Below are 23,332 nucleotides of genomic sequence, written 5' to 3' on the forward strand. Positions count from 1 at the left end.
AGGAAACGCCCATGAGCAAGCCCATCAAGCAGATTCATCTGGCCGCACACTTCCCGGGGGTCAACAACACCACGGTGTGGAGTGACCCCGAATCCGGCAGCCACATCGAATTCGATTCCTTCGTCCGGTTCGCGCAGACCGCCGAGCGCGGCAAGTTCGACTTCCTGTTCCTGGCCGAAGGATTGCGGCTGCGCGAACAAGGCGGCCAGATCTACGACCTCGACGTCGTCGGCCGCCCGGACACCTTCACGGTCCTGGCCGCGCTGGCCGCGGTGACAGACCGGCTCGGGCTGACCGGCACCATCAACTCGACCTTCAACGAACCCTATGAGGTGGCACGGCAATTCGCCTCGCTGGACCACCTGTCCGACGGCCGGGCCGCCTGGAACGTCGTCACCTCGTGGGATGCCTTCACCGGCGAGAACTTCCGCCGCGGCGGCTTCCTGCCCGAGAACCAGCGCTACGAGCGGGCCGAGAGCTTCCTGGCCGCCACCCACACGCTGTTCGACTCCTGGCACGGCGACGAAGTCATCGCCGACAAGGACCGGGGCGTGTTCCTGTCGGACCCGGCTGCCGGTGAGTTCGCCTACCGCAACGATCATTTCGATATCAGCGGCCGGTTCAACGTCCCCCGCAGCCCGCAGGGGCGTCCGGTGATCTTCCAGGCCGGGGACTCCGATCGCGGGCGTGAGTTCGCCGCGGCGGCCGCCGATGCCATCTTCTCGCGCTACGGGACGCTGGAGGAGGGGCAGAAGTTCTATGCCGACGTCAAGGGTCGCCTGGCCAAATACGGGCGCCGTCACGACCAGTTGCTGATCCTTCCCGCAGCCACCTTCGTCCTCGGAGACACCGACGACGAGGCTGCCGACCTGGCCCACGAAGTGCGGCTGGCCCAGGTGTCCCCCGCCACCGCGATCAAATTCCTCGAACAGCTGTGGAACCGCGACCTTTCCGACCACGACCCGGATGGTCCGTTGCCCACGGTCGACCCGGTGGTCGGTGAGAACACCATCGCCAAGGGACGGGCCAGTGTGCGGATGCACCGCGACCCGATCGCGGTCGCCAACGAATGGCGCGCCAAGGCCGAGGCACACAACCTGACCACCCGCGAGCTCATCGTCGAGGTGACCGGGCGGCAGAACTTCGTCGGTTCGGCCGCCACGATCGCCGAATCCATCGACCATCTCGTGCAATCCGACGCCAGCGACGGCTTCATCCTGGTCCCCCACGTCACCCCGGACGGGCTCGACCCGTTCGTCGACCGCGTCGTCCCACTGCTGCAGGAGCGCGGCGTGTTCCGCACCGACTACGAGGGGACGACCCTGCGCGAGCATCTGGGCCTGGCTCTGCCCGAGCTCCCCGGACACGGGGCGCACACGGCCGCAACGGGATAGCGGCTACTCGTCCGCCTCGTCGGGTTCGGCGCGGTCCTTGTACTCCCAGCTCGCCCCCGCGGTCAGCGTGCCGGGCTCCAACTCGGTGCGCCCGGCGTCGCGCACGTGCACCGTCTGCGCGAGGATCTCGTCGGGCTTGCCGCCGATCACGATGACCGGATGGTCGTATTCGATGCCGTAGAGCTTGAGCGCCGCATGCACGGCGTGCGCCGCGGCCTTGCCGCGCGACATCTTGGCGTTCGAATTGACCCTGATGACCAGCCGGCGTTCCGGTTCGGCGTCTTCGGCGTCCATGGGCATCAGCCTAGGGCTCGTCGGACACCACTTCCCGGAGGAACTCCCCGCCGTGGATGGCGGCCAGCAGCGAATTCTCCGATGTGCGGTTGGCGGTGAACAGCAGCTCGTCGCCGGCTTCCAGCACGTCGTCAGGCTTGGGGAACCTGACCTTGTTTCCGCGGACCACGGTCACCAGCGCGGTATCCACCGGCAGGTCCAGCCGGTCCACCCGCTGACCGACCACCGGGTTGTCCTCCGGCAGCGTGAGTTTGGTCAGCTCCACCCGTCCCCCGCGCAGCGTCATCAACCGCACCATGTGCCCGACATCGATGGCGCCCTCGATGCCGGCCACCAACGAGCCCGGCGTCGACACCGCGACATCGATACCCCAGTCCTGCCCGAACAACCATTGGTTGCGGATGTCGTTGATGCGGGCCACCACCCGTGGCACCCCGAACTCCGATTTTGCCAGCAACCCGACCACGAGATTGGACTTGTCATCACCGGTGGCCGCGATCAGCACATCGCAGGTTTCGATCCCGGCCTCCTCCATCGCCGAGAGTTCGCACGCGTCGGCCAGCAACCAGTCGGCGACCGGCACCGTGTGGGGCTCGTACCGGCGGTGCAGTTGCTCGATCAGCAACACCTTGTGGCCGTTATCGAGCAACTCACGCGCAACGGAACGACCCACATTGCCCGCACCGGCAACCACTACTCGCATATTCCGTTCCGCCACTCAGCCATTTTCGCCTATTCGCACGGCACACTCACGGCCCTTCGTCCTGATTAACTAATTCCCGATGAGCCTGAACCAGCTGTACCTCACCTTGCTCACCGGCGGCATCGTGCTGCTGGCGAGCATCATCGGCACGCGCGTGGCGACCCGGATCGGGTTCCCCAGCCTCCTATTCTTCCTGCTGGTCGGCATGGTGCTGGGCGTCGACGGGATCGGGCTGGAGTTCAACAACGTCGAACTGGCCCGCAACGTGTGCACCACGGCGCTGGCGATCGTGCTCGTCGAAGGTGGTTTGACCACACGCTTCTCCGATATCCGCGGGGTCCTGGCACCCGCCTCGGCGCTGGCCACCGTCGGCGTGGTGGTCAGCACCCTCCTGACCGCCGTCGGTGCGCACCTGCTGCTGGGCATGGACTGGCAACTCGCGCTGCTGCTCGGGGCCATCGTCGCCTCCACCGACGCGGCCGCCGTGTTCTCCGTGTTGCGGATCCTGCCGCTGCCCCGTCGGCTGGCCGGCCTGCTGGAGGCCGAATCCGGTTTCAACGACGCACCCGCGGTCATCCTCGTGCTGATGTTCAGCGTGGTGCCGTTCGTGTTCCACCCAGAAGGTGCCATCACCGATCTGCTCTACGAACTGGTCACCGGTTCACTGCTGGGCTTGGGCGTGGGGTTCGCCGGTGCGTTCGCCTTGCGCCGGATCGCGCTGCCCGCCTCGGGTCTCTACCCGATCGCCACCTTCGGACTGGGTTTCATCGCGTTCGCTGCCGCGGGCAGTGCTCACGCGAGCGGTTTCATCGCCGCCTATCTGTCCGCGGTGGTTCTCGCAAACTCGGGCCTGCCGCACAAATCAGCCACCCGGTCCTTCGCCGAGGGAGTGGGCTGGCTGGCACAGATCGGGCTGTTCGTGCTCCTCGGGTTGCTGGTGAACCCCCACGATCTGCCCGGCGACATCATCCCGGCGATCGTCATCGGGTTGGTGCTGCTGCTGATCGCCCGGCCGGTGTCGGTGGTGCTGTCGCTGGCCGGATTCCGGATCCCGCTGCGCGAACAACTCTTTCTGTCCTGGGCCGGGCTGCGCGGTGCGGTGCCGATCGTGCTCGCCACATTCCCGATCGTCGCCGGTGTGCCCGACAGCTACCGGCTGCTCAACATCGTGTTCGTCCTCGTGGTGATCTTCACCTTGGTCCAGGCGCCCAGTATCAAATTCGTGGCCAACGCTCTGGGGCTGATCACCCGCGACATCACCCGCGAGATCCAGGTCGAGGCCGCGCCGCTGGATGTGCTCGACGCCGAGCTACTGACCATGACCGTGCAACCCCATTCGAGGCTGCACAACGTGACGATCCTCGAACTGCGCCTGCCCGATCCGGCGGTGATCACGCTGATCATCCGCAACGGCCGCACGTTCGTACCGCTACCGGACACGCGCATCGCCGTCGGCGACGAACTGCTCATCGTCACCACGAGCAAGATGCGGCACGCGGCCGAGGCGCGCATGCGCGCCGTCAGCCGACGAGGCAAACTCGCCTACTGGTTCGACGAATACGGGCTCGAGGACTGAGCCCGGTTGGCGCCCCGTTTGCCCAACTGTCAGACGGGTATACCGCGCGGCATGGCAAGTACGTCGAGCAATCCCTTTGCCGTGCTGTTCGACGTCGACGGAACCCTCGTCGACTCGAACTATCTCCACGTGCACGCCTGGGCTCAGGCGTTCCGCGAGGAGAACATCGACGTGGAGTCCTGGCGGATACATCGCAGTATCGGCATGGACGGCAGCACCCTGGTGAGGACCCTGTCCGGGAACGCCAGTGATGCTGTGCAGCAACGGCTCAAGGACCGTCACAGCGGTCTCTACAGGGAGAGCGCAGATCTGATCGTGCGCCTCCCGGGCGCACGAGAACTGCTACACCATCTCGCTGAGAACGGGGTCCGGGTGGTCCTCGCCAGTTCCGCGCCGGAAGACGAACTCACCATCACCCGAGAGGTTCTCGACAGCGACGACGCCATCGCGGCGGCAACGTCGTCGAAGGACGTGGACACCGCCAAGCCCGACCCCGGCATCGTCAAGGTGGCCCTCGGACGCGCCGGCGTATCCGCCGGTCGGGCGGTCTTCGTCGGCGACGCGGTGTGGGACGGTAAAGCAGCGACTCGCGCCGGCGTGCCGTTCATCGGCGTACGTTGCGGCGGCGTCGCCGACTGTGAACTCGAAAAGGCCGGTGCGCAGGGAATTTTCGACGATCCGCGTGACCTGCTCCGGCACTTGGACAGGTCTGTCGTCGGCGCTCGAATCAGCGAGGCTGTCCACCCGGCGAAGTGAACGCAGCGGGCGCGTCGACTTGACCACGGACATCGAACGTGTGTTCTAATATCTGCGACCGCCAGCCCGCCCAGCGCATGCGATGCTTAGAAGGAGTTCGCCGTGACAATGACTGTAGACACTCAGGCGCCAGAAACGTTGACCACCGACTCCGACACTCCCGACACATTGACCTCCCCGACCGGGAGCACGCCCGAGAGCGACGCGCCCACCTCCGAAACGCCCGCCGACGACAAGCCCAGGAAAGCCCCGGCCAAAAAGGCAGCGGGCAAGCGGTCCAAGACAATCGAGCTGACCCTCACCGTCACCGGTACGGCCGACGGCGAATGGCACGCCGAGCTCAAGCAGGGCACCACCTATCTCGCCCGCAACCTCGCGGTCGCGGCCGCCGCGGTCTCCCGCGCCGCCAAGGAACTCCACGATGACCTCGCCACCCCGATCGACGAGATCATCGAAGAAGCACGCTCCCAGCAGGCCGCCAGAGTCGCCGCCCTGGAAGCCGAACTCGAAGCGGCCCGCAAGGTCTTGTCCGACTTGGAGTGAGGCGGTCGCGCGAAGTCGGTCCGGTACGCTCACCGCGACGAGCGCGATAAGGCATCGCGCGTCGCCTTTTCAGCTACGGTCAGCGGTATGGGTGAAGGCCAAGAGTTGCCCCCGATCCCAGCCGACTTCGAGCAGTTCACCCCCCGAACCGCACGCGCACTGGTCCGCGGGGGCTACCGCCGACTCGGCGAGGTTCAGTCGGCCAGTGACGCCGAACTCCTGGCGTTACGCAACTTCGGGTATCTCAGCCTCGCCGAAGTGCGGGCTGTGTAGGTGCCGGCGGCCGCCGGATGAAGAGCGCAGCCGACCGCGCTGACGATCAGGTGGCAACCGTCCGCGACGATCCCGCCGGACGGGTTGCCCTGATGGCCGCACTCTACGAGGGCTCTCCGAACCGACGGGGCGACCACCTGCCCTACCGTCGCGCGGCCCTGGCGTTCATGGGCTGGCAGATCCGCCGCGGGCTGCTCAATCCCACCCGGCCAGCCGACGAGACCGCGCCCGGAAGCCCATGGTGGCGCGCGGTCAACGAGCGACTGCTTCACGACACCGCCGAATCCAGAGCAGTTCTTGAGGGGTACCGGAACGAGGCTTCCTCGCCCAGTGCACAGCTGTGCATCGAATTCGCCCGGTGCCCAACGGTTCACAACTGGTACCGCGCCCACAACGCCGCCGTGGTCGCCGCCTACCTCGACCACGAGCAGCTGGCGGCGAAGGAGAACCCGATCGAGCGGTTCTTCATCAACCTGGTGCTGGTGCGGGTGCTGTTCGCTCACGCACTCGTCGCAGCACCCCGTCTCGCGCTGGGCTGGTGCGCCCCTCTCGCCCCGTTGCTCGGCGACCCGCGTCTCGGCATGACCGGCATCTTCCTGTCCCTCTCGCGAGTTCTGCCCGACGCGTACCCGCTCGGGGAAGCTCTCGGACTACGTCGACGACGAACACAGCTTCGGCCACGTCCTCGACATCGGGCTGATCCGCCCACGCGTCGAGGCACTGTTCGCGTGGTCAGCCGATGAGCTCGGAGAGCCACGTGTTCCGGACCTACTCGTCGACGGCGTGCCCGCCTATACAGGCATCGACAACGCCGCCGTCTGGAACCTCTCGCCGCATGCCCCGGCGCGCCTCATCCGGCGTTTGATACCCGTCTCGTGATCGAGGCCGCGCGAAAGGTCTTGTCCGACTTCGAGCGAGGCGTTTCTGTCGAACCAGATGCCGGCCTCCGCGGCAACGGGCTTTCACCCATAGAGCCGCGGAGGAGGCCGGCACCTTTCGTCATGGCGCGGGTGCGAGCGTGTCCGGACACAGCTCATGTTGAGCGGCGTCCACCATTTGAGGATTTGCCCAACCGATCAATTCAAAGGACATCAGGACATTTTCCGGGGTCGCGCCGTCGTAGTGAAGCTTGTCGCAGATGGTGCGACCGAGCACCAGCAACGACGTCGATGGCAAGAGTTGGGGCCCGAGCGCCCCGAGATAACTCTGCTCATCAGCGTGAGCATTTCCTGATGCTCCAATCGCGAACGACGCGAAACTTGCTGCTATGACGATCGATAGCGTCATCCGGCGACTGGCCGCTTGGCTTTTCACGAGCGGAACGGTACCGGTCCTATTGGATTTATCTGTGGCTTTTCAACTAATCATCTGACTGGATCGTCAATTTTTTTGACGGATCGCCGCACCGTAGCGCCAGATGACTCACACGTCGGCGTATCCGAGTGCTTTGCGGACCTGACGGATGTGCTCGAGGCTCGGATCGGCCGGAGTGCCAGGGACCCTGATGTACCGGCCGCCCTCGGCTTCGGCGACATCCACTTCACCGCCAAGAGCATTGGTGTTCAGCGGGACACTGTCCGCAATGTAGGTTAGGCGGCCGACTGCGACCTGCGGCCCTTTATGGCCCTGGGCCCGTTTGGTTGCGACAGTGAGTACCCCGAGGCGGTCAGGCTGCCACGCTTCGATCAGTGCGCCCAGGTAACCGGCAAGAATGGGCTCGTCGGTGTCGTCGTCAACCTCAAATGCGATGTGGTTGAGCGGCCGTGGTTGGTCGATGAAGCCCACTCGCACTATGCATTTGAACCAGGCCGAGCTGGTCGGTGATCGCTGGACGGTTACGGGCCTCGACAGATCGACGTACGCACCGGGCGCCGTGTTAGGCCCGAGTCGGACTTGCTCCGTTTCCCGCACGATGGCATCGGCAAGGGCGCCGGCGTCGCCGGCATCGATCGGTACGAAATCCAGTCGAGAATCTTCGTCATCGGGATGTCGGCGCTGCCAATATCCCCACGGCCCGTACTTCCCAGATTCTTCCGGGATGCGACTCAGCGAGCGCTGCAACCGGTCAACGGCTGACTCAAGAGAATCAGGACGGTTGCCCCAACCACCGATGATCCACAGCACAGCGATCCCCCTAGCGTATGAGGCGCCATTCCCAACCGAACAGCAAACCAAAAAACCCGCTCCGACCGAAGTCAGAGCGGGTTTTTCAAACGTGGAGCTAAGGGGATTCGAACCCCTGACCCCCACACTGCCAGTGTGGTGCGCTACCAACTGCGCCATAGCCCCGTTTGTCGTGCCCCACGAAGTTACACCACCGCTACCCCAGGTTCAAAATCGCTGGTCAGGGGACCTCGCCACCGGCCTCCGGACCGAGCGCGCGGGCCGGAGTGTGCTCTGCGGAGGGCCGTCCGCGGGTCTCCGGAGCGAAGATCCAGCCGACGGCGGCGAGCAGCAGGATCACCCCACTGATCACGAAGGCCCACGAGAACGACAGGTACTGCGCGATGAGCCCGACCAGCAGTGAGCCGCCGACCGAACCGACGTCGGCCATCATCTGGAACGTCGCGACCGCGGTGCCGCCGCGGGCCTTGTTGCCGATGATGTCGGCCACCGCGGCCTGCTGAGGCGCGGTGAAGATTCCGGTCGAGAACCCCGCGATGTAGGCGCTCACGAGAAACAACGTCAGCCCGTCGGTGAACCCGACCATCACGGTCGAGATCCCGGCCGCGGTGAGCCCGACGATCAGCAGCAGGCGTCGCCCCACCCGGTCGGAGAGGTAACCACTGGGGATCACCGCTGACACGTTGCCGACCGCGAAGGTGGCCAGCGCCAGTCCTGCCATCCCGGGGCCGCGATGCAGCACGTCGACGATGAACAACGGCACCAAGGCAATTCGGAGTCCGAAGGCCGACCACCCGGTGGCGAAATTCGACAACAGCGCCGCCCGGTAGGCCCGGTTGCGCAGCGCCGTGCGGACGGTCACCGTGGCACCTTCGTCCGGCGCGGGCGCGGCCAGCGACGAGTGCCGCAGGCTGATGAACACCACGGCGGCCGCCACCAACAGCGCGGCGCCGTAGATCACGAACGGAGCGCTCAGGCCGAGCCCCGCGGTGAGACTGCCGAGCACCGGCCCGCCGACCGACCCGATCAGGAACGCCGAGGAGAACATCCCGGCCACCCGGCCGCGGGCGTCCTCCGGGCTGACGCGGATCATCAACCCCAGCGCAGAGACGAAGAACATGGTCGAGCCGACACCGCCCAGCGACCGGAACAGCAGCAGCTGCCAATACGTCTGCGCGAACGCACACGCCCCGGTGGTCACGGCGACGATCAGCAGACCCCAGACGTAGATCCGGCGCTCCCCCAACCGCTGGATCAGAACCCCGGTGGCCGGCGCGAAACACAGCCTCATCAGCGCGAATGCGGTGATGACGAAGGTCGCGGCGCTGATGCTGACCCCGAAGTGGCGGGCGTAGGCCGGCAGCACCGGCGCCACCACGCCGTAGCCGAGCGCGATGACGGCGTTGGCGACGATCAGGACCCAGACTTCACCAGGCAGCTTCGACTTGGTGACGCTCTGACAGTCGTCCTCCGTAAGGCTCACCCAATGACTGTATTAACCACGTCCTTGGCGGCCTCCTGCACCTCCGCAAGATGGTCGGGGCCGAGGAAGGACTCGGCGTAGATCTTGTAGACGTCCTCGGTTCCCGACGGTCGTGCGGCGAACCAGGCGTTCTCCGTCGTGACCTTCAGCCCGCCCAGCGGTGCGCCGTTGCCCGGTGCCGAGGTCAGCTTCGCCGTGATGGGCTCGCCGGCCAGTTCGGTGGCGCTGACCTGCTCGGGCGACAGTTTGGCCAGCCGCGCCTTCTGCTCTCGGTCGGCCGGGGCGTCGATGCGCGCATACGTGGGCGACCCGTAGCGTTCGGCCAGTTCCGCATACCGCTGCGAAGGCGTCGACCCGGTGACCGCCAGGATCTCCGAGGCCAGCAGCGCCAGGATGATGCCGTCCTTGTCGGTGGTCCACGTCGACCCGTCGGTGCGCAGGAACGAGGCCCCGGCACTCTCCTCGCCGCCGAAACCGATACCGCCGCCGATCAGCCCGTCGACGAACCACTTGAAGCCGACCGGCACCTCGACCAGCTTGCGATCCAGCCCGGCCACCACGCGGTCGATGATCGAACTGCTCACCGCGGTCTTGCCCACCGCGGTGGCGGCCGGCCAGTTCGGCCGGTGGGTGTAGAGGTAGTCGATCGCCACGGCCAGATAGTGGTTGGGGTTCATCAGCCCGCCGTCCGGGGTGACGACGCCGTGCCGGTCCGAGTCGGCGTCGTTGCCGGTGGCGATCTGATACGAGTCCCGGTTGGCGATGAGAGACGCCATGGCATTCGGTGAGCTGCAGTCCATCCGGATCTTGCCGTCGGTGTCCAGGGTCATGAACCGCCACGTGGCGTCCACCAGCGGGTTCACCACGGTCAGGTCGAGCTTGTACCGCTCGGCGATCGCGCCCCAGTAGTCCACGCTGGCGCCGCCGAGCGGGTCGGCACCGATGCGGATACCCTCGGCCCCGATCGCGTGCAGGTCCACCACATTGGGCAGATCCGCGACGTAGGCATCGAGGTAGTCGTGACGCTGGGCGATCTGCAGCGCCCGCGACAGCGGCATGCGTTTCACGTCCTTGAACCCGTCACGCAGGATCTCGTTGGCGCGCTTGGCGATCCACCCTGTCGCATCGGTGTCGGCGGGGCCGCCGTTGGGCGGGTTGTACTTGAAGCCGCCGTCGCGCGGCGGGTTGTGCGACGGGGTGACCACGATGCCGTCGGCCAGGTCGGTGTCGCGGCCCTTGTTGAAGGTCAGGATGGCGTGGCTGACCGCCGGCGTCGGGGTGTAGCGATCGGCCGAATCGATCATCGCCACAACGTCGTTGGCGGCCAGCACCTCGAGTGCCGAGGCCCAGGCGGGTTCCGACAGGGCATGGGTGTCGCGGCCGAGGAACAGCGGGCCGGTGGTGCCCTGCGCCGCGCGGTACTCGACGATGGCCTGGGTGGTGGCCAGGATGTGGCCTTCGTTGAACGCGGTGTCCAGACTGGAGCCGCGGTGCCCGGAGGTGCCGAACACCACCTGCTGCGCAATGTCGTCGGGGTCGGGCCTGCGGGTGTAGTAGGCGGTCACCACCGCGGCGATATCGATCAGATCCTCGGGTTGAGCCGGTTGTCCGGCGCGGGGATTGGCAGCCATGAACCCGATTGTGCTCCCGATCGGATGTCGGTGCCCGGCACTCACACACCAGACGCCATACTTTTACTTCATGTTTGGCCATGACCCCCGAGAGTTGGCCGCCGTCTTCGTCGGCGGAGCGCTGGGCACGCTCGCGCGTGCCGGCCTGGCGGTGCTCGCAGCACCTCAACCCGGGCATTGGCCGTGGCCGACGTTCATCGTGAACATCGTCGGCGCGTTCATGCTGGGGTACTTCACCACGCGACTGCTGGAGCGGCTGCCGGTGTCGAGCTACCGCAGGCCGCTGCTGGGGACCGGGATATGCGGCGGGCTGACCACGTTCTCCACGATGCAGGTCGAGACGGTCACCATGCTCGAGCACGGAAACTGGGCATTGGCCGCGGGCTACACCGCGGCCAGCGTCGCCGCCGGGTTACTCGCGGTCGTGCTCGCCACCGCTCTGGTTCGCCGGGCCGCGTTGCGATGACCGCCGTCGTCTGGGCCGGGGTCCTGCTGCTGGGCGGTGTCGGGGCGGTCTGCCGGTTCCTCCTCGACCGCGCGGTGTCCGCCCGCCACACCCGGGGCTTCCCGTTCGGCACCCTGGCGGTCAACCTGAGCGGCGCCTTTGTGCTCGGGTTCCTGGGCGGGCTGGCTCTGGACCGGCACGCCGCGCTGCTGGCCGGTACCGCATTCGTCGGCTCCTACACGACGTTCTCCACCTGGATGCTGGAGACGCAACGCCTTGGTGAGGAACGCCGGATCTGGCCCGCGGTGGGCAACATCGTCGTCAGCGTGGTGCTCGGCCTGACCGCGGCGTGGCTGGGCATGTTGCTGGGAGGCCGGCTGTGACCACCACCGATTACCTCAAGCTGACCGCTTACTTCGCCGAGCGGCTGCGCCACGAGCACCGCTTCGTCGCCGACGCTCTCCTGGATCTGTACGGCGGCAGCGACATCGCGATCAGCGTGATGCTGCGCGGGATCTCCAGCTTCGGTCCACACCACCACCTGCGCACCGACGAGACACTGAGTGCCTCGGAGGATCCCCCGATCGCCATCGCGGCTGTCGATGCGGCCGACAAGATCTCCGCGCTGGCCGCGCAGACTGTGGAGCTGGTTCCCCGTGGCCTGATCACCCTGGAACGGGCCCAGCTGATCCGGCGCCAGTCGCCGGCGCCGACGGTCACCGACTTCTGCAAGCTGACCGTCTATGTCGGTCGTCATCACCGGATCGGCGGAGTTCCGGCCTATCGTGCGGTGTGCGACCTGCTGTATCAGCGCGGCTTCGCGGGGGCCACCGTGTTCCTTGGAGTGGACGGCACCGCGCACGGCCAGCGTCGACGCGCCGGGTTCTTCAGCCGCAACACCGAGGTACCGCTCATGATCATCGGGCTCGGGACCGGGCCCCAGGTGAACGCCGTGCTCGGTGAGCTCACCGAGCTGTTGGAGAACAACCCATTGCTCACCGTCGAGCGGGCGCAACTGTGCAAGCAGGGCGGTCAACTGCTGGCGTGTCCGGCCGAGTTGCCGGACACCGACGAGAAGGGCCGTCCGCTGTGGCAGAAGCTGATGGTCCACACGTCCGAGACCGCACAACATGACGGGGTGCCCGTCCACCGGGCCATCGTCCGCAGGCTGCTCCAATCCGGCACCGCCGGCGGTGCCACCGTGTTGCGCGCGGTCTGGGGCTTCACCGGCGAGGGCAAGCCGCACGGCGACAAGCTGTTTCAGTTCGGACGGCAAGTGCCGGTGACGACGATCGTGGTCGACACGCCGCAGCGGATCGCCGCGTCGTTCGAGATCATCGACGAGATCACCCGCGAGCATGGCGTGGTCAGCTCCGAACGGGTGCCTTCGGTGACGGTTACCGATACGGGTCAACGCTTCGGCGGGACGGATCTGGCCCAGTTCTGAAGGTCGGCCGCGTGCCCGGCAAGCGCCGGCCGCCATTGTTAGGGTGAGGGAGATAGCGCCTAGGGTTCCGGTGCGCCAGTGGATGGTGTGCGTCTGGTCCGAGCGGCGCCACCGTGGTCCCAGACGGAGCGCGGTCATCTGAACGGACAAAAGCCTGGAGGATCTCCGTCGGCGTGCCCCGCGCCGGCGAGAAGGTCCTGCGATGCTGACTCTCGTCCTGGTTTTCGTTCTCGCCTTGGGCGCCGGCGCACTCGGCGGCCTGGTCGGGACCGGATCGTCACTGGTGCTGCTGCCGGTGCTGGTACTTCTGTACGGGCCGCGCGCAGCGGTCCCGATGATGGCGATCGCCGCCGTGATGGCCAATATCGGCCGAGTGGCCGCCTGGTGGCGAGAGATCCGTTGGGGTCCTGTATTCGCCTATGCGACACCGGGCGCTCCGGCCGCCGTCCTCGGTGCGCACACCCTGCTGACGATCTCCCCGAGAATCGTCGACGGGCTCTTGGGCGGGTTCTTCCTCGTGATGATTCCGGTTCGTCGAGCGATGGCCAAGCGCGCATGGCGGGTGCGGCTGTGGCAGCTCGGTATCGCGGGTGCGGTGGTGGGTTTCCTGACCGGCCTGGTCTTGTCGACGGGACCGTTGAGCGTGCCGATGTTCACCGGCTACGGGCTCGGGGCAGGTGCCTTCCTCGGATCCGAAGCAGCCAGCGCATTGCTTCTGTACACCGCGAAGCTGGCCACGTTCGGTCAAGGCGGGGTGCTGACAACGGGTCTCATCGCCGGCGGTCTGGCGATCGGCGCAGCGTTGATGATCGGCCCGTTCTTGGTCCGCCGGATCGTGCATCGACTTCAGCCGCACACCTACGCACGCCTGATCGACCTGGTCCTGGTTGCCGCTGCGAGCGGCATGTTCATCGCCGTTGGTTCCGTCTGAGCGGGCTCCCCAGCCGCCGACTCAGTTAGCGACCTCACAGCCGAGCGGGTAAGGCTAGCCTACCTTTCCCCTGCCGTGTACCGTGCCACCCCATGCAGTCGACAACACCCGAAGCGGTCAGCGCCGCCCTCACCGAGATCCTTCGCGACGACATGAACGTCGACGTCCGCCGGGTGACCAGGGAATCCCGACTCATCGACGACGTCGGCCTGGACTCGGTGGCATTCGCCGTCGGCATGGTGGCGATCGAGGACAAGCTCGGGGTTGCCCTCTCCGAGGAAGACCTGCTCAGCTGCGACACCGTCGGTGACCTCGAAGCGGCCATCCTGGCGAAAGTGCCTGCCGCGCAGAGCAGCCAGTGAGCGTGCTGGCATCGGCGCTCGCCGCGTCGCTGACCACCACTGACACCGACCTCGTGGTGTACGACCACGAGACACGCACCTGGACCCGCCATCCCTGGGGACAGGTGTACGCGCGCGCCGAGAACGTCGCCGAACAGATCGGCCAAGACGGTGCGACCGGTGTCGGTGTGGTCGGTGAGCCCACCGTTGAGGGCATCGCGACGGCCATCGGCGCCGTCCTGGCCGGCGCGGCACTGTCGGTTCTGCCCGGCCCGATCCGGGGCGCGGACGCGGACACGTGGGCGCAGTCCACGTTGAAGCGATTCTCCGATATCGGCGTGGGCACGGTGTTCAGCCACGGCCCCTACCTGGATCTGCTGCGGACGGCCGAGACCTCGCTGAGGATCCACGACGACGCCGTCGTCGCCCACGCCCAACGCTCCACCACGCTGACGCTGGGAGCCGGCCAGTTCGCGGTCCTGCAGGGCACCGCCGGCTCGACCGGCACCCCCCGCACCGCACAGCTGACACCATCGGCGGTGCTGGCCAATCTTCGTGGACTCAGCGAGCGGATCAGCCTGTCGCGCAGCGACATCGGGTGCTCCTGGCTGCCGCTGTACCACGACATGGGACTGACCTTCCTGCTGGCCGGAGCGGTCAACGGCATCGAGGTGTGGCAGGCCCCGACCATGGCATTCGCGGCCTCACCGTTCAGCTGGGTGCGGTGGCTCACCGAGAGCCGCGCCACCCTGACCGCCGCGCCGAACATGGCCTACGGCCTGATCGGCAAGTACTCCAAGCGCCTGACCGATCTGGACCTGTCGGCCGTGCGGTTCGCGCTCAACGGCGGCGAGCCGGTCGACTGCGAGGCGACGAGCCGGTTCGGCACCGAGCTCTCCCGATTCGGCTTCAACCCCGGAGCCCTCTCGCCGTCGTACGGTATGGCGGAATCATCCTGTGCTGTCACGGTTCCCGTGCCGGGACTCGGTGTGGTTCTCGACGAGATCACCGTCGCGACGGACGCCGGGTCCAACCGGCAGCAACTCGCCGTCCTCGGTGACGCCATCCCCGGGATGGAAGTGCGCCTGCGTCCCAGCGAGGACAACGCGGGCATCGTCGACCGCGAGGTGGGCGAGATCGAGATCCGCGGCACCTCGATGATGTCGGGCTACCTCGGCCAGACGCCGCTGAACCCGGACGGCTGGTTCGCCACGGGCGATCTCGGCTATTTCGTCGACGGCGGGCTGGTGGTCTGCGGGCGAAGCAAGGAACTGATCACGGTGGCCGGGCGCAACATCTTCCCCACCGAGATCGAGCGGGTTGCCGCTCAGGTCAAGGGCGTTCGTGAAGGCGCCGTCGTGGCCGTGGGTGCCGGCGAGAAGTCGGTCCGCTCCGGCCTGGTGATCGCGGCCGAATTCCGGGGCCCCGACGAGGCCGGGGCCCGCAGCCAGGTCATCCAGCAGGTGGCATCCGAGTGCGGCATCGTGCCCGCCGACGTGGTGTTCCTGGCACCGGGGTCACTCCCCCGCACCTCCTCGGGCAAGCTGCGTCGCCTGGAGGTCAAACGACAATTGGAGACAGCGAAGTCATGACCGCCACAGTGCCCACACCGGCGCCGGCCACCACCACGCTCGACGAGTACCGCGATCTGCTGGATCGGGTGTTCGACGACCAGGTCAAGGCATGGACCGCCGAAGCCGAAGAGACCGAGAGCTTTCCGCGCCAACTCATCGAGCACCTCGGCCGCAACGGGGTGTTCAGCGAGAAGTGGGGCGACGGACAACAACCTGACGTGGCCAAGCTGATCGAACTGGCCTCGGCACTGGGCCGGACCGGCTCCTCGGGTATCGGCGTGGGGGTCAGCCTGCATGATTCGGCGATCGCCCTGCTGCGTCGCTTCGGCAAATCCGATCACCTGCGCACCATCTGCGAACAGGCCATCCACGGCGAGGCCGTGCTGTGCATCGCGGCCTCCGAGGAATCCGGCGGTTCGGACCTGCAGATCGTGGAGACCGAAGTCCGCACGGCCCGTGACGGATTCGAGATCAAGGGCATCAAGAAGTTCGTCTCCCTGTCGACGATCGCCGATCACATCATGGTGGTGGCCCGCAACGTCGACCACGATCCGACCAGCAGGCACGGCAATGTCGTCGTCATCGCGGTGCCCACCTCCCAGGTCGAGATCCAGACGCCGTATCGCAAGGTCGGCAACGGCCCCCTGGCCACGGCTGCGGTGCACATCGACACGTGGGTGCCCGCAGATCATCTGGTGGCCCGGGCCGGCACCGGACTGGCGGCGATCTCGTGGGGATTGGCCCACGAGCGTATGTCGATCGCCGGACAGGTCGCCGCAGGATCACAACGGATCCTCGGGATCACGTTGGCGCGCATGATGAAACGCCGGCAGTTCGGCCACAGCCTCTACGAGCACCAGGCGTTGCGGATGCGGATCGCCGATCTGCAGGCCCGCGTCGATCTTCTGCGCTACGCCCTGGCCGGGGCGGCCGCACAGGGCAAGCTCGATCTCCGGGCCGCCGCCGCCTTCAAGGTGACCGCCGCACGGCTGGGCGAAGAGGTCGCATCCGAGTGCATGCACATCTTCGGCGGCTCGGGCTATCTGGTCGACGAGACGCCACTGGGCAAGTGGTGGCGCGACATGAAGCTGGCCCGCGTCGGTGGCGGCACCGACGAGGTGCTGTGGGAGCTGGTGGCCGCGGCCATGAAGCCCGACTACGACGGCTACGCCGAATTCGCCGGAGCCTGAACCGGTTCGCCAGCTACCCGGCGGCGCCCAGGGCGTCGTCGGGTGTGCGCGGCAGCGCGTAGAGGGCCATCCGCCGGTTCGACATCTGGTGCTCGCCCAGGAATTCGCATCCCGCCCATTCGCACACCCGGCGGGCGCCGTTGTTGCGATGGTCCGGATCGAACATGACCCGTCGACAGTTCGGTTCGAGCTCGAACACGTTGGCCACGATGCGCGGCAACAGAATCGGGCCGATGCCGCGGTTGACGAATCTCAGATCGGCGATGGCGGCGTGCATTCCGATGTCGTACGGATCGGCAGCGTACCGGGGTGCGATGGAATCCTTGGCCGCCCGGTACAACTCGATGTATCCGACAGGCTTGCCGCGGAAGCTCGCGATGAACGGCCGCGAGTATTCACCGTCGAGCTGAGCCTGCAGATACCGACTCCAGCGGTCCGGCGCCCAGTCGTACTCCCAGGCCTCCACCAGGTGCGGGCGGTTCATCCATTCCGACACCAGTTCGGCGTCGGCACCGGCGTCGGCCACCCGGATGTCGTACGGCTCGGCCAGGATCGGGGTCGGCGGGGCGTCGACTGCGCGCACCTCATCGGTGATGTCGGTCAGCTCGCGCTTGAGCACGGGGGCACCCGGCAAGTCGGTATCGATATCGCTCATTTGAGCGCCGAGCCTACCGTAGCGACTGAGGGTAGGTTTACCTTCCTCCCCGCCGCCGACCTCAGGCCAGCAGCTCGGCCAGGACGGTCAGGTGGCTCAGGTCGAGTTCGCGGGTGGCGGTCACCAAGGTGACCGGGCCCTCGCTGACCAACGCGCGCAACTCATCGAGCCCCGCGGCCTCCTCACCGGACTGCAGCTCCTGGGTGTAGCGCGCGGCGAACTCGTCATAGCGCTCCGGCTTGTGGTCGTACCAGTGCCGCAACTCCGTCGACGGGGCAACCGCGCGCAGCCAGTGCCCCACCCGCGGGTCGGTCTTCTTCAGGCCCCTGGGCCACAGCCGGTCCACCAGCACCCGCTGCCCCTCATCGGGTTCGGGTTCGGTGTACACACGGGCCAACCGCACACGGTTCTTCTCGGCCATGACATGCCATGGTAGGAGGCATGAGCCTCGATCGGGTGGCAGATCTGCGGCGCTGGGAAGATTCCGGCGCGCACTGGTGCGTCCTCACCCGCACCGCGGACAGTCTCACGATCGCGTTGCTGCGATGCGATGGCGGCGAGGAAGTGGACCGGTTCAGCTCCACCGATCCGCGACTGTTCGATTTCGTGGGTGCGCGGACCTCCAGCGAGGACCCGGAACGCCCCGCCTGATTCAACTGGCCGGGCCGAAACGTGCCAGCCGGGCCAGGTGGTCGCGGTCCTCCACACCGAGCTTGGCGAACATGCGGTACAGGTGGCCGTCGACGGTACGCACCGACAGGCACAACTCGCCCGCGATCTGGCGGTTGCTCATCCCGATACCGACAAGATTGGCGATCTCCCACTCCCGCTCGGTGAGTGGCAGCGGGTCACCGGCGCAGCACAGGGCCGGGGTCAGCGCGCCACTCTGGCCCGACAGCCACAGCGCCCGCGCGGCCGATTCCAACTCACCGCCGCGGCAACCCGCCCGGGCATGCTCTCTGGCCGCGTGCGCGGCCGCATCGGCGGCCAACCCCAGCGCACCGATCACCTCGAACCGGTCCGTGGCCGCGACGAGTTCATCGGGATCCTGGCGGGCGAGGCCGCGGCTGTGCGCGGCGATGGCCTCGGCCAGCCGGCCGCCCTGGCGGCGCGCCAGTTGCTGGATCCTGCGCTGACCCGAGGTTTCCCCGAATCGCAACGCTGCGTGTAGGGCCGTGAGCTCAACCGTCTCCATACCGCCCGCCTTGGCGCACTGTGCCGCCCGGGCAACGTGATCCACGGCCGATCTCGTGTCACCGACCGCTGCCGCCGTCCAGGCCCTGGCCAAGTCCAGCTCTGGCCGGAACACTTCGAGCGGCCCGGCTGCGGCAGCCTCGGCCCGGAGCAACGCGGCGCCCGCGGCGGCGCCGTTGCCGCGCATCCCCTCGACCTGGGCCAGCCATGCGGCGACCACCATCAGCCACCCCGGCGGAAGGACCTGTGGGGTGGCCCATAAGGCGGCCTGCAGGGCTTCACCCGCCGACGGCAGGCAACCGCGGGCCAAAGCCACCCGCCCACTCAGCGCGGTGACAATGGCCTCGGCCTGCGGAGAACCGGCCGCCAGCACGGCGTATCGGTCACAGACCCGCTGCGCCCGCTCGAGCTCCCCTTCGGCCACGGCGGCCGATACCTGCGCGAAAGCCAGCCAGTAGCGCTGCGGCCCCGACTCGCAATCCTCGGCTGCCAACTCGCCCGCCTGCGCCACCGCGGCAACCTCGTCCGAACGGCCCGACAGGGCCAGCGCACTTGAGGTGGCCAGTGCCGCCCATACGTTCGCCGTCGACCCGTTGGTGATCGACAACGCCTCGGCGCCCAGAGTTTCGGTGCCCAGCGCGATCGCACCGGCGAGCTCGCCGGCGAAGAAGGCGAAAACCGCTTCCATCGCCACCACCAGGCTCAACGTCTGCGGGCAGTGCACCTGTTGCCGCACTACGGCGAGCACCGACCGCGCCGCGTCAGGGCGGGCACACCCGAAGAACAAGTTGGATGCCCGCAGGCAGCCCCACCGCGCCAGCATCGGTTCGTCGCCGGCCGGTGGCACCGACCGGGCCAGCAGCTCCTCGGCCTGCTCGCCGCGCCCCTGCCAGCTCATCGCGTCGGCCAGCACGATCGCAGCGGGCACCCCTGCGCCGTGATCCAGTGCGTATCGCGCCAGTTCCTCTCCCAATGCCAGGTTGGACATGGTGACCGCACTGGCTGCGGCGTCGGCGATGGCGCCCGGATCCGTAGGACCGTTGCCGCCCGCCATGAATCGCGCCAGCTGTATGCGTCCCCGGACGTCAGGCAGCCGCCCGTTCTGCGCCGACTGCAGGTGTGCCCCCAGCAGCGCGGCCAGCAGCGTATTGATCTGCCGGGAACGAGTTTTCGAGCACCGGCTGCGGGCCACTTCTCCGATGATGGGATGGCCGGGCTGTACGAGGGTGCAGGCCGCGTCGTTGAGCACCTGGATCGCTCCCCTGCGCTCGAGTCTGGAGATCGCCTCGAGGTCGCAGGCCCCCACCAACACGTCCCAGTCGAGCACCTCGGCGGTGGAGACCACCTCCATGGCGTCCCGCTCGTCCGGTGTCAGCGTGTCGAACCGGGAATTGATCAGTGCGTGCAGATCGGCACTCGCCCGCAGCTGCCCGCGCAACCGCCAGCGGCCCTGATCGCAGACAAACGCCGAGTCGCCCAGGGCCGCGTTGAGCGCACCCCGCAGGTAGAGCGGACTTCCCGAGGAGAACCGGTGCAGTTCCGCAATCGCACGCTCGTCGACTTCGCCGCCCAGTACCGCCGCGGCCAACTCAGCGGTCTGCTCCCGGGTGAAGGGTTCGAGGTCCAACCGCAGCAGCAGCTGTTCCTTCCACAACGCCGTCACCGCATCGGATGCGGCCGCGCCGTTCCCGATGGTGACGATCAGCCTCGGTGAGCCGTGCACCGCGAGCTGCTGGATCAACAGCGCCGACAACGGGTCCAGGTGCTGCGCGTCATCGACCACGATGACCAGGTCGGGATCGGAGGCCAGCATCTGATGGGCCACGGCGAGCATCACCGTAGGGTCATGCGCATCGGTGAGGGTGAGCGCGTGGCGAAATGCCCCGAGTGGCACCGCCTGCCCGGTCTCGGTCCCCAGCACGAACCGGACCGGGCAACCGTCTGCCTCCAGGCCCTCGGCCAGTACCCGCGCCAGCGCCGATTTCCCGACTCCGGCCTTTCCGGCGAGAACCACCCCGCGAGAGCCGCCCCGCAGCGCCTGCGCGGCTTCGCGCAACTCGACATCCCGTGCGACAAATGGCCAGTCCGACAAAAACGACCCCCAGATGCTCCGCGGCGTTACCCCGGTGACGGTACGCCGGTGCAAGAATTTGTAACGGCTATTCACTGCCGCCGCAACGCGAATGTTTGCCTCAGAAAACACTTCTCGGGCGAAGGGCGTGCGACGAGCGACCTACCCCGCCGGTTCCAGCTCCCACACGCCCCGGCGCATCACCGCCGCGACGGTCAGATCCGCCCCCAGTGCCACGAGATCGGCTGCGGCCCCGGGGATCAGGCCGTCACCGGGCCGACCCATCGCCCGCGCCGGGTTCAGCGAGGCCTGACGAACGACGAGCAGCAGCGCCTCGTCGCGGGGCAGTCCACAATGGGTGACCGCGAATCGGACCACCCGGTCCATGGTCGCGGTGCTCCCTGCGATGGTGTCGGTGCCCCCGACGAACGCCACCCCGTCCACCACGTCGACCTGCACCGGGCCCAGGTGATACCGCCCGTCGGACATGCCGGTGGCCGCCATCGCGTCGGTGATCAGCGAAACGCGATCCGGGCCGGCGGAACGCGTGACATGCCGGTAGATGGCTGGGTCGATGTGGACCCCGTCGGTGATGAGTTCGACGGTGACGGAAGGATCTTCGAGCAGCGCGATCACCGGGCCCGGTTCTCGCCGGTCGATCGGGCGCATGGCGTTGAACAGATGCGTGCCGACCGTGGCACCGGCCGCGATCGCCGCGCGGGTCTGTTCGTAGGTCGCCTCGGTATGACCCACGGCCACCACCACACCGGCGTCGACGAACTGCCGGATCGCCGCGAGCGCGCCGCTCCGCTCGGGCGCGATCGTCACCATCCGGATCGTCCCCGCGGCGGCGGTGAGCACCCGGTCGATCTCAGCCGGATCCGGGTCGCGCATGAGCGCGGGTTGATGGGCCCCGCACCGCACGGTCGACAGCCACGGACCTTCGAGGTGGATTCCGTCGATCCGCCCGGCCCGGACGTCCTCGGCCCGCGCCCTCACCTGATGCAGCAGATCGTCCGGGGTCGCGGTGACCAGTGAGGCGATCATGGCGGTGGTGCCGTGCCGACGGTGCAGCGCCACCGCGGCCGACGCGTCGGCCTCCGATGGGACCGAGAAACTGCCGCCGCCACCGCCGTGCGTATGGGTGTCGACGAAACCCGGCACCAGGGTCAGTGGGCCCAGATCGCGATCGGCGGGCCGGGGCGGCGCACCGGCGCCGACGGCCGTCACCCGGCCGCCCGACACGTCAATCCACCCCGGCCGCAACAGTTCTGCGCCCGTGATCAGCGTGCCGGCGGTCAGCAGCATTCAGATGCCCTGCCAATCCGGTTTCGAGCGGTAGGTCTCACGGTAGTAGCCGATGAGCTGAAGCCGCTGTGCCGCAGCGTCATCGAGCAGGACCGTGACGTGTGGGTGATGCTGCAGGATGGTCGCCGGCCACATGGCGCTCACGGCACCCTCGACCAGATGGTGCACGGCTTCGGCCTTACTACGGCCGAGCGCCACCAGGATCACGTGCCGGGCCGCCATGATGGTGGCCAGCCCCTGGGTCAGGCAATGCGTCGGCACCGCGTCCAGATCGTCTCCGAAGAACCTGGCGTTGTCGAGGCGGGTCTGCTGCGTCAGCGTCTTGATGCGGGTGCGCGACGCCAGCGAGGATCCGGGCTCGTTGAAGCCGATGTGTCCATCGGTACCGATGCCGAGGATCTGCAGATCGACTCCGCCCGCGCCGCGGATGGCATCTTCGTATGCCGCGCATGCCGCCGGAATGTCTGTCGCCAGGCCGTCGGGGCCCAGCACCGCACCCGGGGCGAAGTCGACGCGCGAGACGAACACGGTGTCGATCACGTTGCGGTAGCGCTCGGGATGGTCGGCGGGCAGGCCGACGTACTCGTCGAGGGTGAAGCCGCGGGCCTGCCGGAACGAGACCTGCCCGGCGCTGCACCGCGCGGCGAGTTCGTCGTAGATCGCCAGCGGCGACGAGCCGGTGGCAAGGCCCAGAACCGCGTCCGGTTTGCGGTCGAGCAGCGCGCCGACCGCATCGGCGGCCACGCCGCCGATCTTCGCGGCATCGGCGAGGATGATGACTTCCATCTACTTGTTCGCCGTGAAAAGGTCTGCACCCGAATCAATGTCGGCACCTGCGGCCACCGGCTCGGCCACCGTCACATTGCCGGGCTCACGCTCGTCCATGACCACAACGGGGACAATCGGATTCAGGCCTTTCGCCTCCACGGCCGGCACGTCGTAAGTGATCACCACCTGGCCGGCGGTGACCTCGTCGCCCTGACTCACATGCGTGGTGAAGCCTTCTCCGTTCAGTGCGACGGTGTCCAGCCCGAGGTGGACCAGGACGCCGACGTTGTCGGCGGTCATGATCACGTAGGCGTGCGGCATCAGTTTCAACAACTTGCCGCTGACCGGGGCAATCGCGTCGATCACCCCGCGCGGTGGGTCCACCGCGGCGCCGTACCCCACCATGCCGGCCGAGAACACGGGGTCCGGAACGTCCCGTAGTGCTACTGCACGCCCCGCAACCGGGGCGAGTACTCGCGTGCTGCTCACTTGTGGGGCTCCTTTGGGCGGGGTGCTCGTGCCACAAACAATACGAGCGCGGCCGGAAGACGGCCTCAAGTTTACGGGTTCTCGTCTAAGCTTCCGCTCAGCTTCGCGGCGGGTCACGCTGGGTGGCCAGGAGGGCGATAAG

The 23,332-nt window shown here is 67.5% G+C and carries 26 protein-coding genes and 1 tRNA gene; 14 read left to right on the forward strand and 13 right to left on the reverse strand.

From position 1 onward, the window contains the following. The first annotated feature begins 11 nt into the window (after positions 1-11). On the forward strand, positions 12-1,394 hold the full coding sequence (locus ACNQVK_RS26800) for an NtaA/DmoA family FMN-dependent monooxygenase (RefSeq protein ID WP_418031947.1): 1,383 nt from the start codon (positions 12-14) through the stop codon (positions 1,392-1,394). Between the two features lie 3 nt (positions 1,395-1,397). Here the strand turns inward: ACNQVK_RS26800 and ACNQVK_RS26805 are convergent, their stop codons facing one another. Together ACNQVK_RS26805 and ACNQVK_RS26810 are read right to left on the reverse strand one after the other, a co-directional pair. Beyond that, positions 1,398-1,688, reverse strand: a complete 291-nt coding sequence (locus tag ACNQVK_RS26805; RefSeq protein ID WP_418031948.1) for a hypothetical protein — start codon at positions 1,686-1,688, stop codon at positions 1,398-1,400. A 10-nt stretch (positions 1,689-1,698) separates the two neighbouring features. Further along, positions 1,699-2,391, reverse strand: a complete 693-nt coding sequence (locus ACNQVK_RS26810; RefSeq protein WP_418031949.1) for a potassium channel family protein — start codon at positions 2,389-2,391, stop codon at positions 1,699-1,701. A 79-nt stretch (positions 2,392-2,470) separates the two neighbouring features. Here ACNQVK_RS26810 and ACNQVK_RS26815 point away from each other — a divergent pair, with 79 nt between their 5' ends. The 5 genes from ACNQVK_RS26815 to ACNQVK_RS26835 all read left to right on the forward strand — a co-directional run bounded on the left by ACNQVK_RS26815 (position 2,471) and on the right by ACNQVK_RS26835 (position 6,282). Next, complete coding sequence (locus ACNQVK_RS26815) at positions 2,471-3,967, forward strand: potassium/proton antiporter (protein WP_273732532.1); 1,497 nt, start codon at positions 2,471-2,473, stop codon at positions 3,965-3,967. Between the two features lie 51 nt (positions 3,968-4,018). Beyond that, the gene (locus tag ACNQVK_RS26820; RefSeq protein WP_418031950.1) at positions 4,019-4,723 is read left to right on the forward strand and encodes an HAD family hydrolase; all 705 of its coding nucleotides are present in this window, start codon (positions 4,019-4,021) and stop codon (positions 4,721-4,723) included. Between the two features lie 108 nt (positions 4,724-4,831). After that, positions 4,832-5,266, forward strand: a complete 435-nt coding sequence (locus tag ACNQVK_RS26825) for a DUF6319 family protein (RefSeq protein ID WP_418034356.1) — start codon at positions 4,832-4,834, stop codon at positions 5,264-5,266. A gap of 87 nt (positions 5,267-5,353) precedes the next feature. Further along, positions 5,354-5,539 carry a DNA-directed RNA polymerase subunit alpha C-terminal domain-containing protein gene (locus ACNQVK_RS26830; protein ID WP_090434029.1) on the forward strand — a complete coding sequence of 62 codons (186 nt, stop codon included), beginning with the start codon at positions 5,354-5,356 and terminating at the stop codon, positions 5,537-5,539. A gap of 17 nt (positions 5,540-5,556) precedes the next feature. Further along, positions 5,557-6,282 (forward strand): hypothetical protein, encoded by a 726-nt coding sequence (locus tag ACNQVK_RS26835; RefSeq protein WP_418031951.1) that lies wholly within the window; start codon positions 5,557-5,559, stop codon positions 6,280-6,282. 256 nt (positions 6,283-6,538) lie between these two features. Here ACNQVK_RS26835 and ACNQVK_RS26840 read toward each other — a convergent pair whose 3' ends face one another. The 5 genes from ACNQVK_RS26840 to pgm all read right to left on the reverse strand — a co-directional run bounded on the left by ACNQVK_RS26840 (position 6,539) and on the right by pgm (position 10,777). Then, entirely contained in the window at positions 6,539-6,853 is a 315-nt protein-coding gene (locus tag ACNQVK_RS26840) for a DUF732 domain-containing protein (protein ID WP_418031952.1), read from the reverse strand. 108 nt (positions 6,854-6,961) lie between these two features. After that, positions 6,962-7,789 (reverse strand): hypothetical protein, encoded by an 828-nt coding sequence (locus tag ACNQVK_RS26845; RefSeq protein ID WP_418031953.1) that lies wholly within the window; start codon positions 7,787-7,789, stop codon positions 6,962-6,964. After that, positions 7,756-7,828: transfer RNA gene (locus tag ACNQVK_RS26850), tRNA-Ala, on the reverse strand. The genes ACNQVK_RS26845 and ACNQVK_RS26850 overlap by 34 nt, the downstream gene beginning before the upstream one ends. A gap of 55 nt (positions 7,829-7,883) precedes the next feature. Next, entirely contained in the window at positions 7,884-9,146 is a 1,263-nt protein-coding gene (locus ACNQVK_RS26855) for an MFS transporter (RefSeq protein ID WP_418031954.1), read from the reverse strand. Continuing rightward, the gene (pgm, locus tag ACNQVK_RS26860) at positions 9,143-10,777 is read right to left on the reverse strand and encodes a phosphoglucomutase (alpha-D-glucose-1,6-bisphosphate-dependent) (protein ID WP_418031955.1); all 1,635 of its coding nucleotides are present in this window, start codon (positions 10,775-10,777) and stop codon (positions 9,143-9,145) included. Before pgm ends, ACNQVK_RS26855 begins: the two co-directional genes overlap by 4 nt. A 70-nt stretch (positions 10,778-10,847) precedes the next feature. Here pgm and crcB (ACNQVK_RS26865) point away from each other — a divergent pair, with 70 nt between their 5' ends. The 7 genes from crcB (ACNQVK_RS26865) (at position 10,848) to mbtN (ending at position 16,705) form a co-directional block, all read left to right on the forward strand. After that, positions 10,848-11,243, forward strand: a complete 396-nt coding sequence (gene crcB, locus ACNQVK_RS26865) for a fluoride efflux transporter CrcB (RefSeq protein ID WP_418031956.1) — start codon at positions 10,848-10,850, stop codon at positions 11,241-11,243. Continuing rightward, entirely contained in the window at positions 11,240-11,605 is a 366-nt protein-coding gene (crcB, locus tag ACNQVK_RS26870) for a fluoride efflux transporter CrcB (protein ID WP_418031957.1), read from the forward strand. Before crcB (ACNQVK_RS26865) ends, crcB (ACNQVK_RS26870) begins: the two co-directional genes overlap by 4 nt. Then, on the forward strand, positions 11,602-12,669 hold the full coding sequence (locus ACNQVK_RS26875) for a DUF190 domain-containing protein (protein WP_418031958.1): 1,068 nt from the start codon (positions 11,602-11,604) through the stop codon (positions 12,667-12,669). The genes crcB (ACNQVK_RS26870) and ACNQVK_RS26875 overlap by 4 nt, the downstream gene beginning before the upstream one ends. Before the next feature lie 202 nt (positions 12,670-12,871). Continuing rightward, the gene (locus tag ACNQVK_RS26880; protein WP_418031959.1) at positions 12,872-13,600 is read left to right on the forward strand and encodes a sulfite exporter TauE/SafE family protein; all 729 of its coding nucleotides are present in this window, start codon (positions 12,872-12,874) and stop codon (positions 13,598-13,600) included. A gap of 92 nt (positions 13,601-13,692) precedes the next feature. Beyond that, a complete protein-coding gene (locus tag ACNQVK_RS26885; RefSeq protein WP_019348478.1) occupies positions 13,693-13,962 on the forward strand; it encodes an acyl carrier protein in 270 nt (89 codons plus the stop codon). Between the two features lie 5 nt (positions 13,963-13,967). Beyond that, positions 13,968-15,533, forward strand: a complete 1,566-nt coding sequence (gene mbtM, locus ACNQVK_RS26890; RefSeq protein WP_418034358.1) for a long-chain-fatty acid--ACP ligase MbtM — start codon at positions 13,968-13,970, stop codon at positions 15,531-15,533. Continuing rightward, positions 15,530-16,705 carry a mycobactin biosynthesis acyl-ACP dehydrogenase MbtN gene (gene mbtN, locus ACNQVK_RS26895; RefSeq protein ID WP_418031960.1) on the forward strand — a complete coding sequence of 392 codons (1,176 nt, stop codon included), beginning with the start codon at positions 15,530-15,532 and terminating at the stop codon, positions 16,703-16,705. Before mbtM ends, mbtN begins: the two co-directional genes overlap by 4 nt. Before the next feature lie 13 nt (positions 16,706-16,718). On the opposite strand, the gene ACNQVK_RS26900 is transcribed toward mbtN, so the two are convergent. Next, on the reverse strand, positions 16,719-17,360 hold the full coding sequence (locus tag ACNQVK_RS26900; RefSeq protein ID WP_273732541.1) for a GNAT family N-acetyltransferase: 642 nt from the start codon (positions 17,358-17,360) through the stop codon (positions 16,719-16,721). Positions 17,361-17,421: 61 nt separating this feature from the next. Further along, positions 17,422-17,781, reverse strand: a complete 360-nt coding sequence (locus ACNQVK_RS26905) for a DUF488 domain-containing protein (RefSeq protein ID WP_418031961.1) — start codon at positions 17,779-17,781, stop codon at positions 17,422-17,424. A 20-nt stretch (positions 17,782-17,801) separates the two neighbouring features. Here ACNQVK_RS26905 and ACNQVK_RS26910 point away from each other — a divergent pair, with 20 nt between their 5' ends. Further along, positions 17,802-18,011: a hypothetical protein gene (locus ACNQVK_RS26910; RefSeq protein WP_418031962.1), complete on the forward strand. Its 210-nt coding sequence runs from the start codon at positions 17,802-17,804 to the stop codon at positions 18,009-18,011. Position 18,012: 1 nt separating this feature from the next. Here ACNQVK_RS26910 and ACNQVK_RS26915 read toward each other — a convergent pair whose 3' ends face one another. From ACNQVK_RS26915 to ACNQVK_RS26930, 4 genes are all read right to left on the reverse strand, one after another. Further along, positions 18,013-20,700 carry a LuxR C-terminal-related transcriptional regulator gene (locus tag ACNQVK_RS26915; protein WP_418031963.1) on the reverse strand — a complete coding sequence of 896 codons (2,688 nt, stop codon included), beginning with the start codon at positions 20,698-20,700 and terminating at the stop codon, positions 18,013-18,015. Positions 20,701-20,787: 87 nt separating this feature from the next. Then, on the reverse strand, positions 20,788-21,933 hold the full coding sequence (gene nagA, locus ACNQVK_RS26920; protein WP_418031964.1) for an N-acetylglucosamine-6-phosphate deacetylase: 1,146 nt from the start codon (positions 21,931-21,933) through the stop codon (positions 20,788-20,790). Next, positions 21,934-22,719 (reverse strand): glucosamine-6-phosphate deaminase, encoded by a 786-nt coding sequence (gene nagB / locus ACNQVK_RS26925; RefSeq protein WP_418031965.1) that lies wholly within the window; start codon positions 22,717-22,719, stop codon positions 21,934-21,936. It abuts the gene before it with no gap. Continuing rightward, on the reverse strand, positions 22,720-23,190 hold the full coding sequence (locus ACNQVK_RS26930) for a PTS sugar transporter subunit IIA (protein WP_418031966.1): 471 nt from the start codon (positions 23,188-23,190) through the stop codon (positions 22,720-22,722). It lies immediately after the preceding gene. Positions 23,191-23,332: the final 142 nt, after the last annotated feature.

This window comes from Mycobacterium sp. 134 (genome assembly GCF_048282715.1).
Classification (GTDB): domain Bacteria; phylum Actinomycetota; class Actinomycetes; order Mycobacteriales; family Mycobacteriaceae; genus Mycobacterium; species Mycobacterium septicum.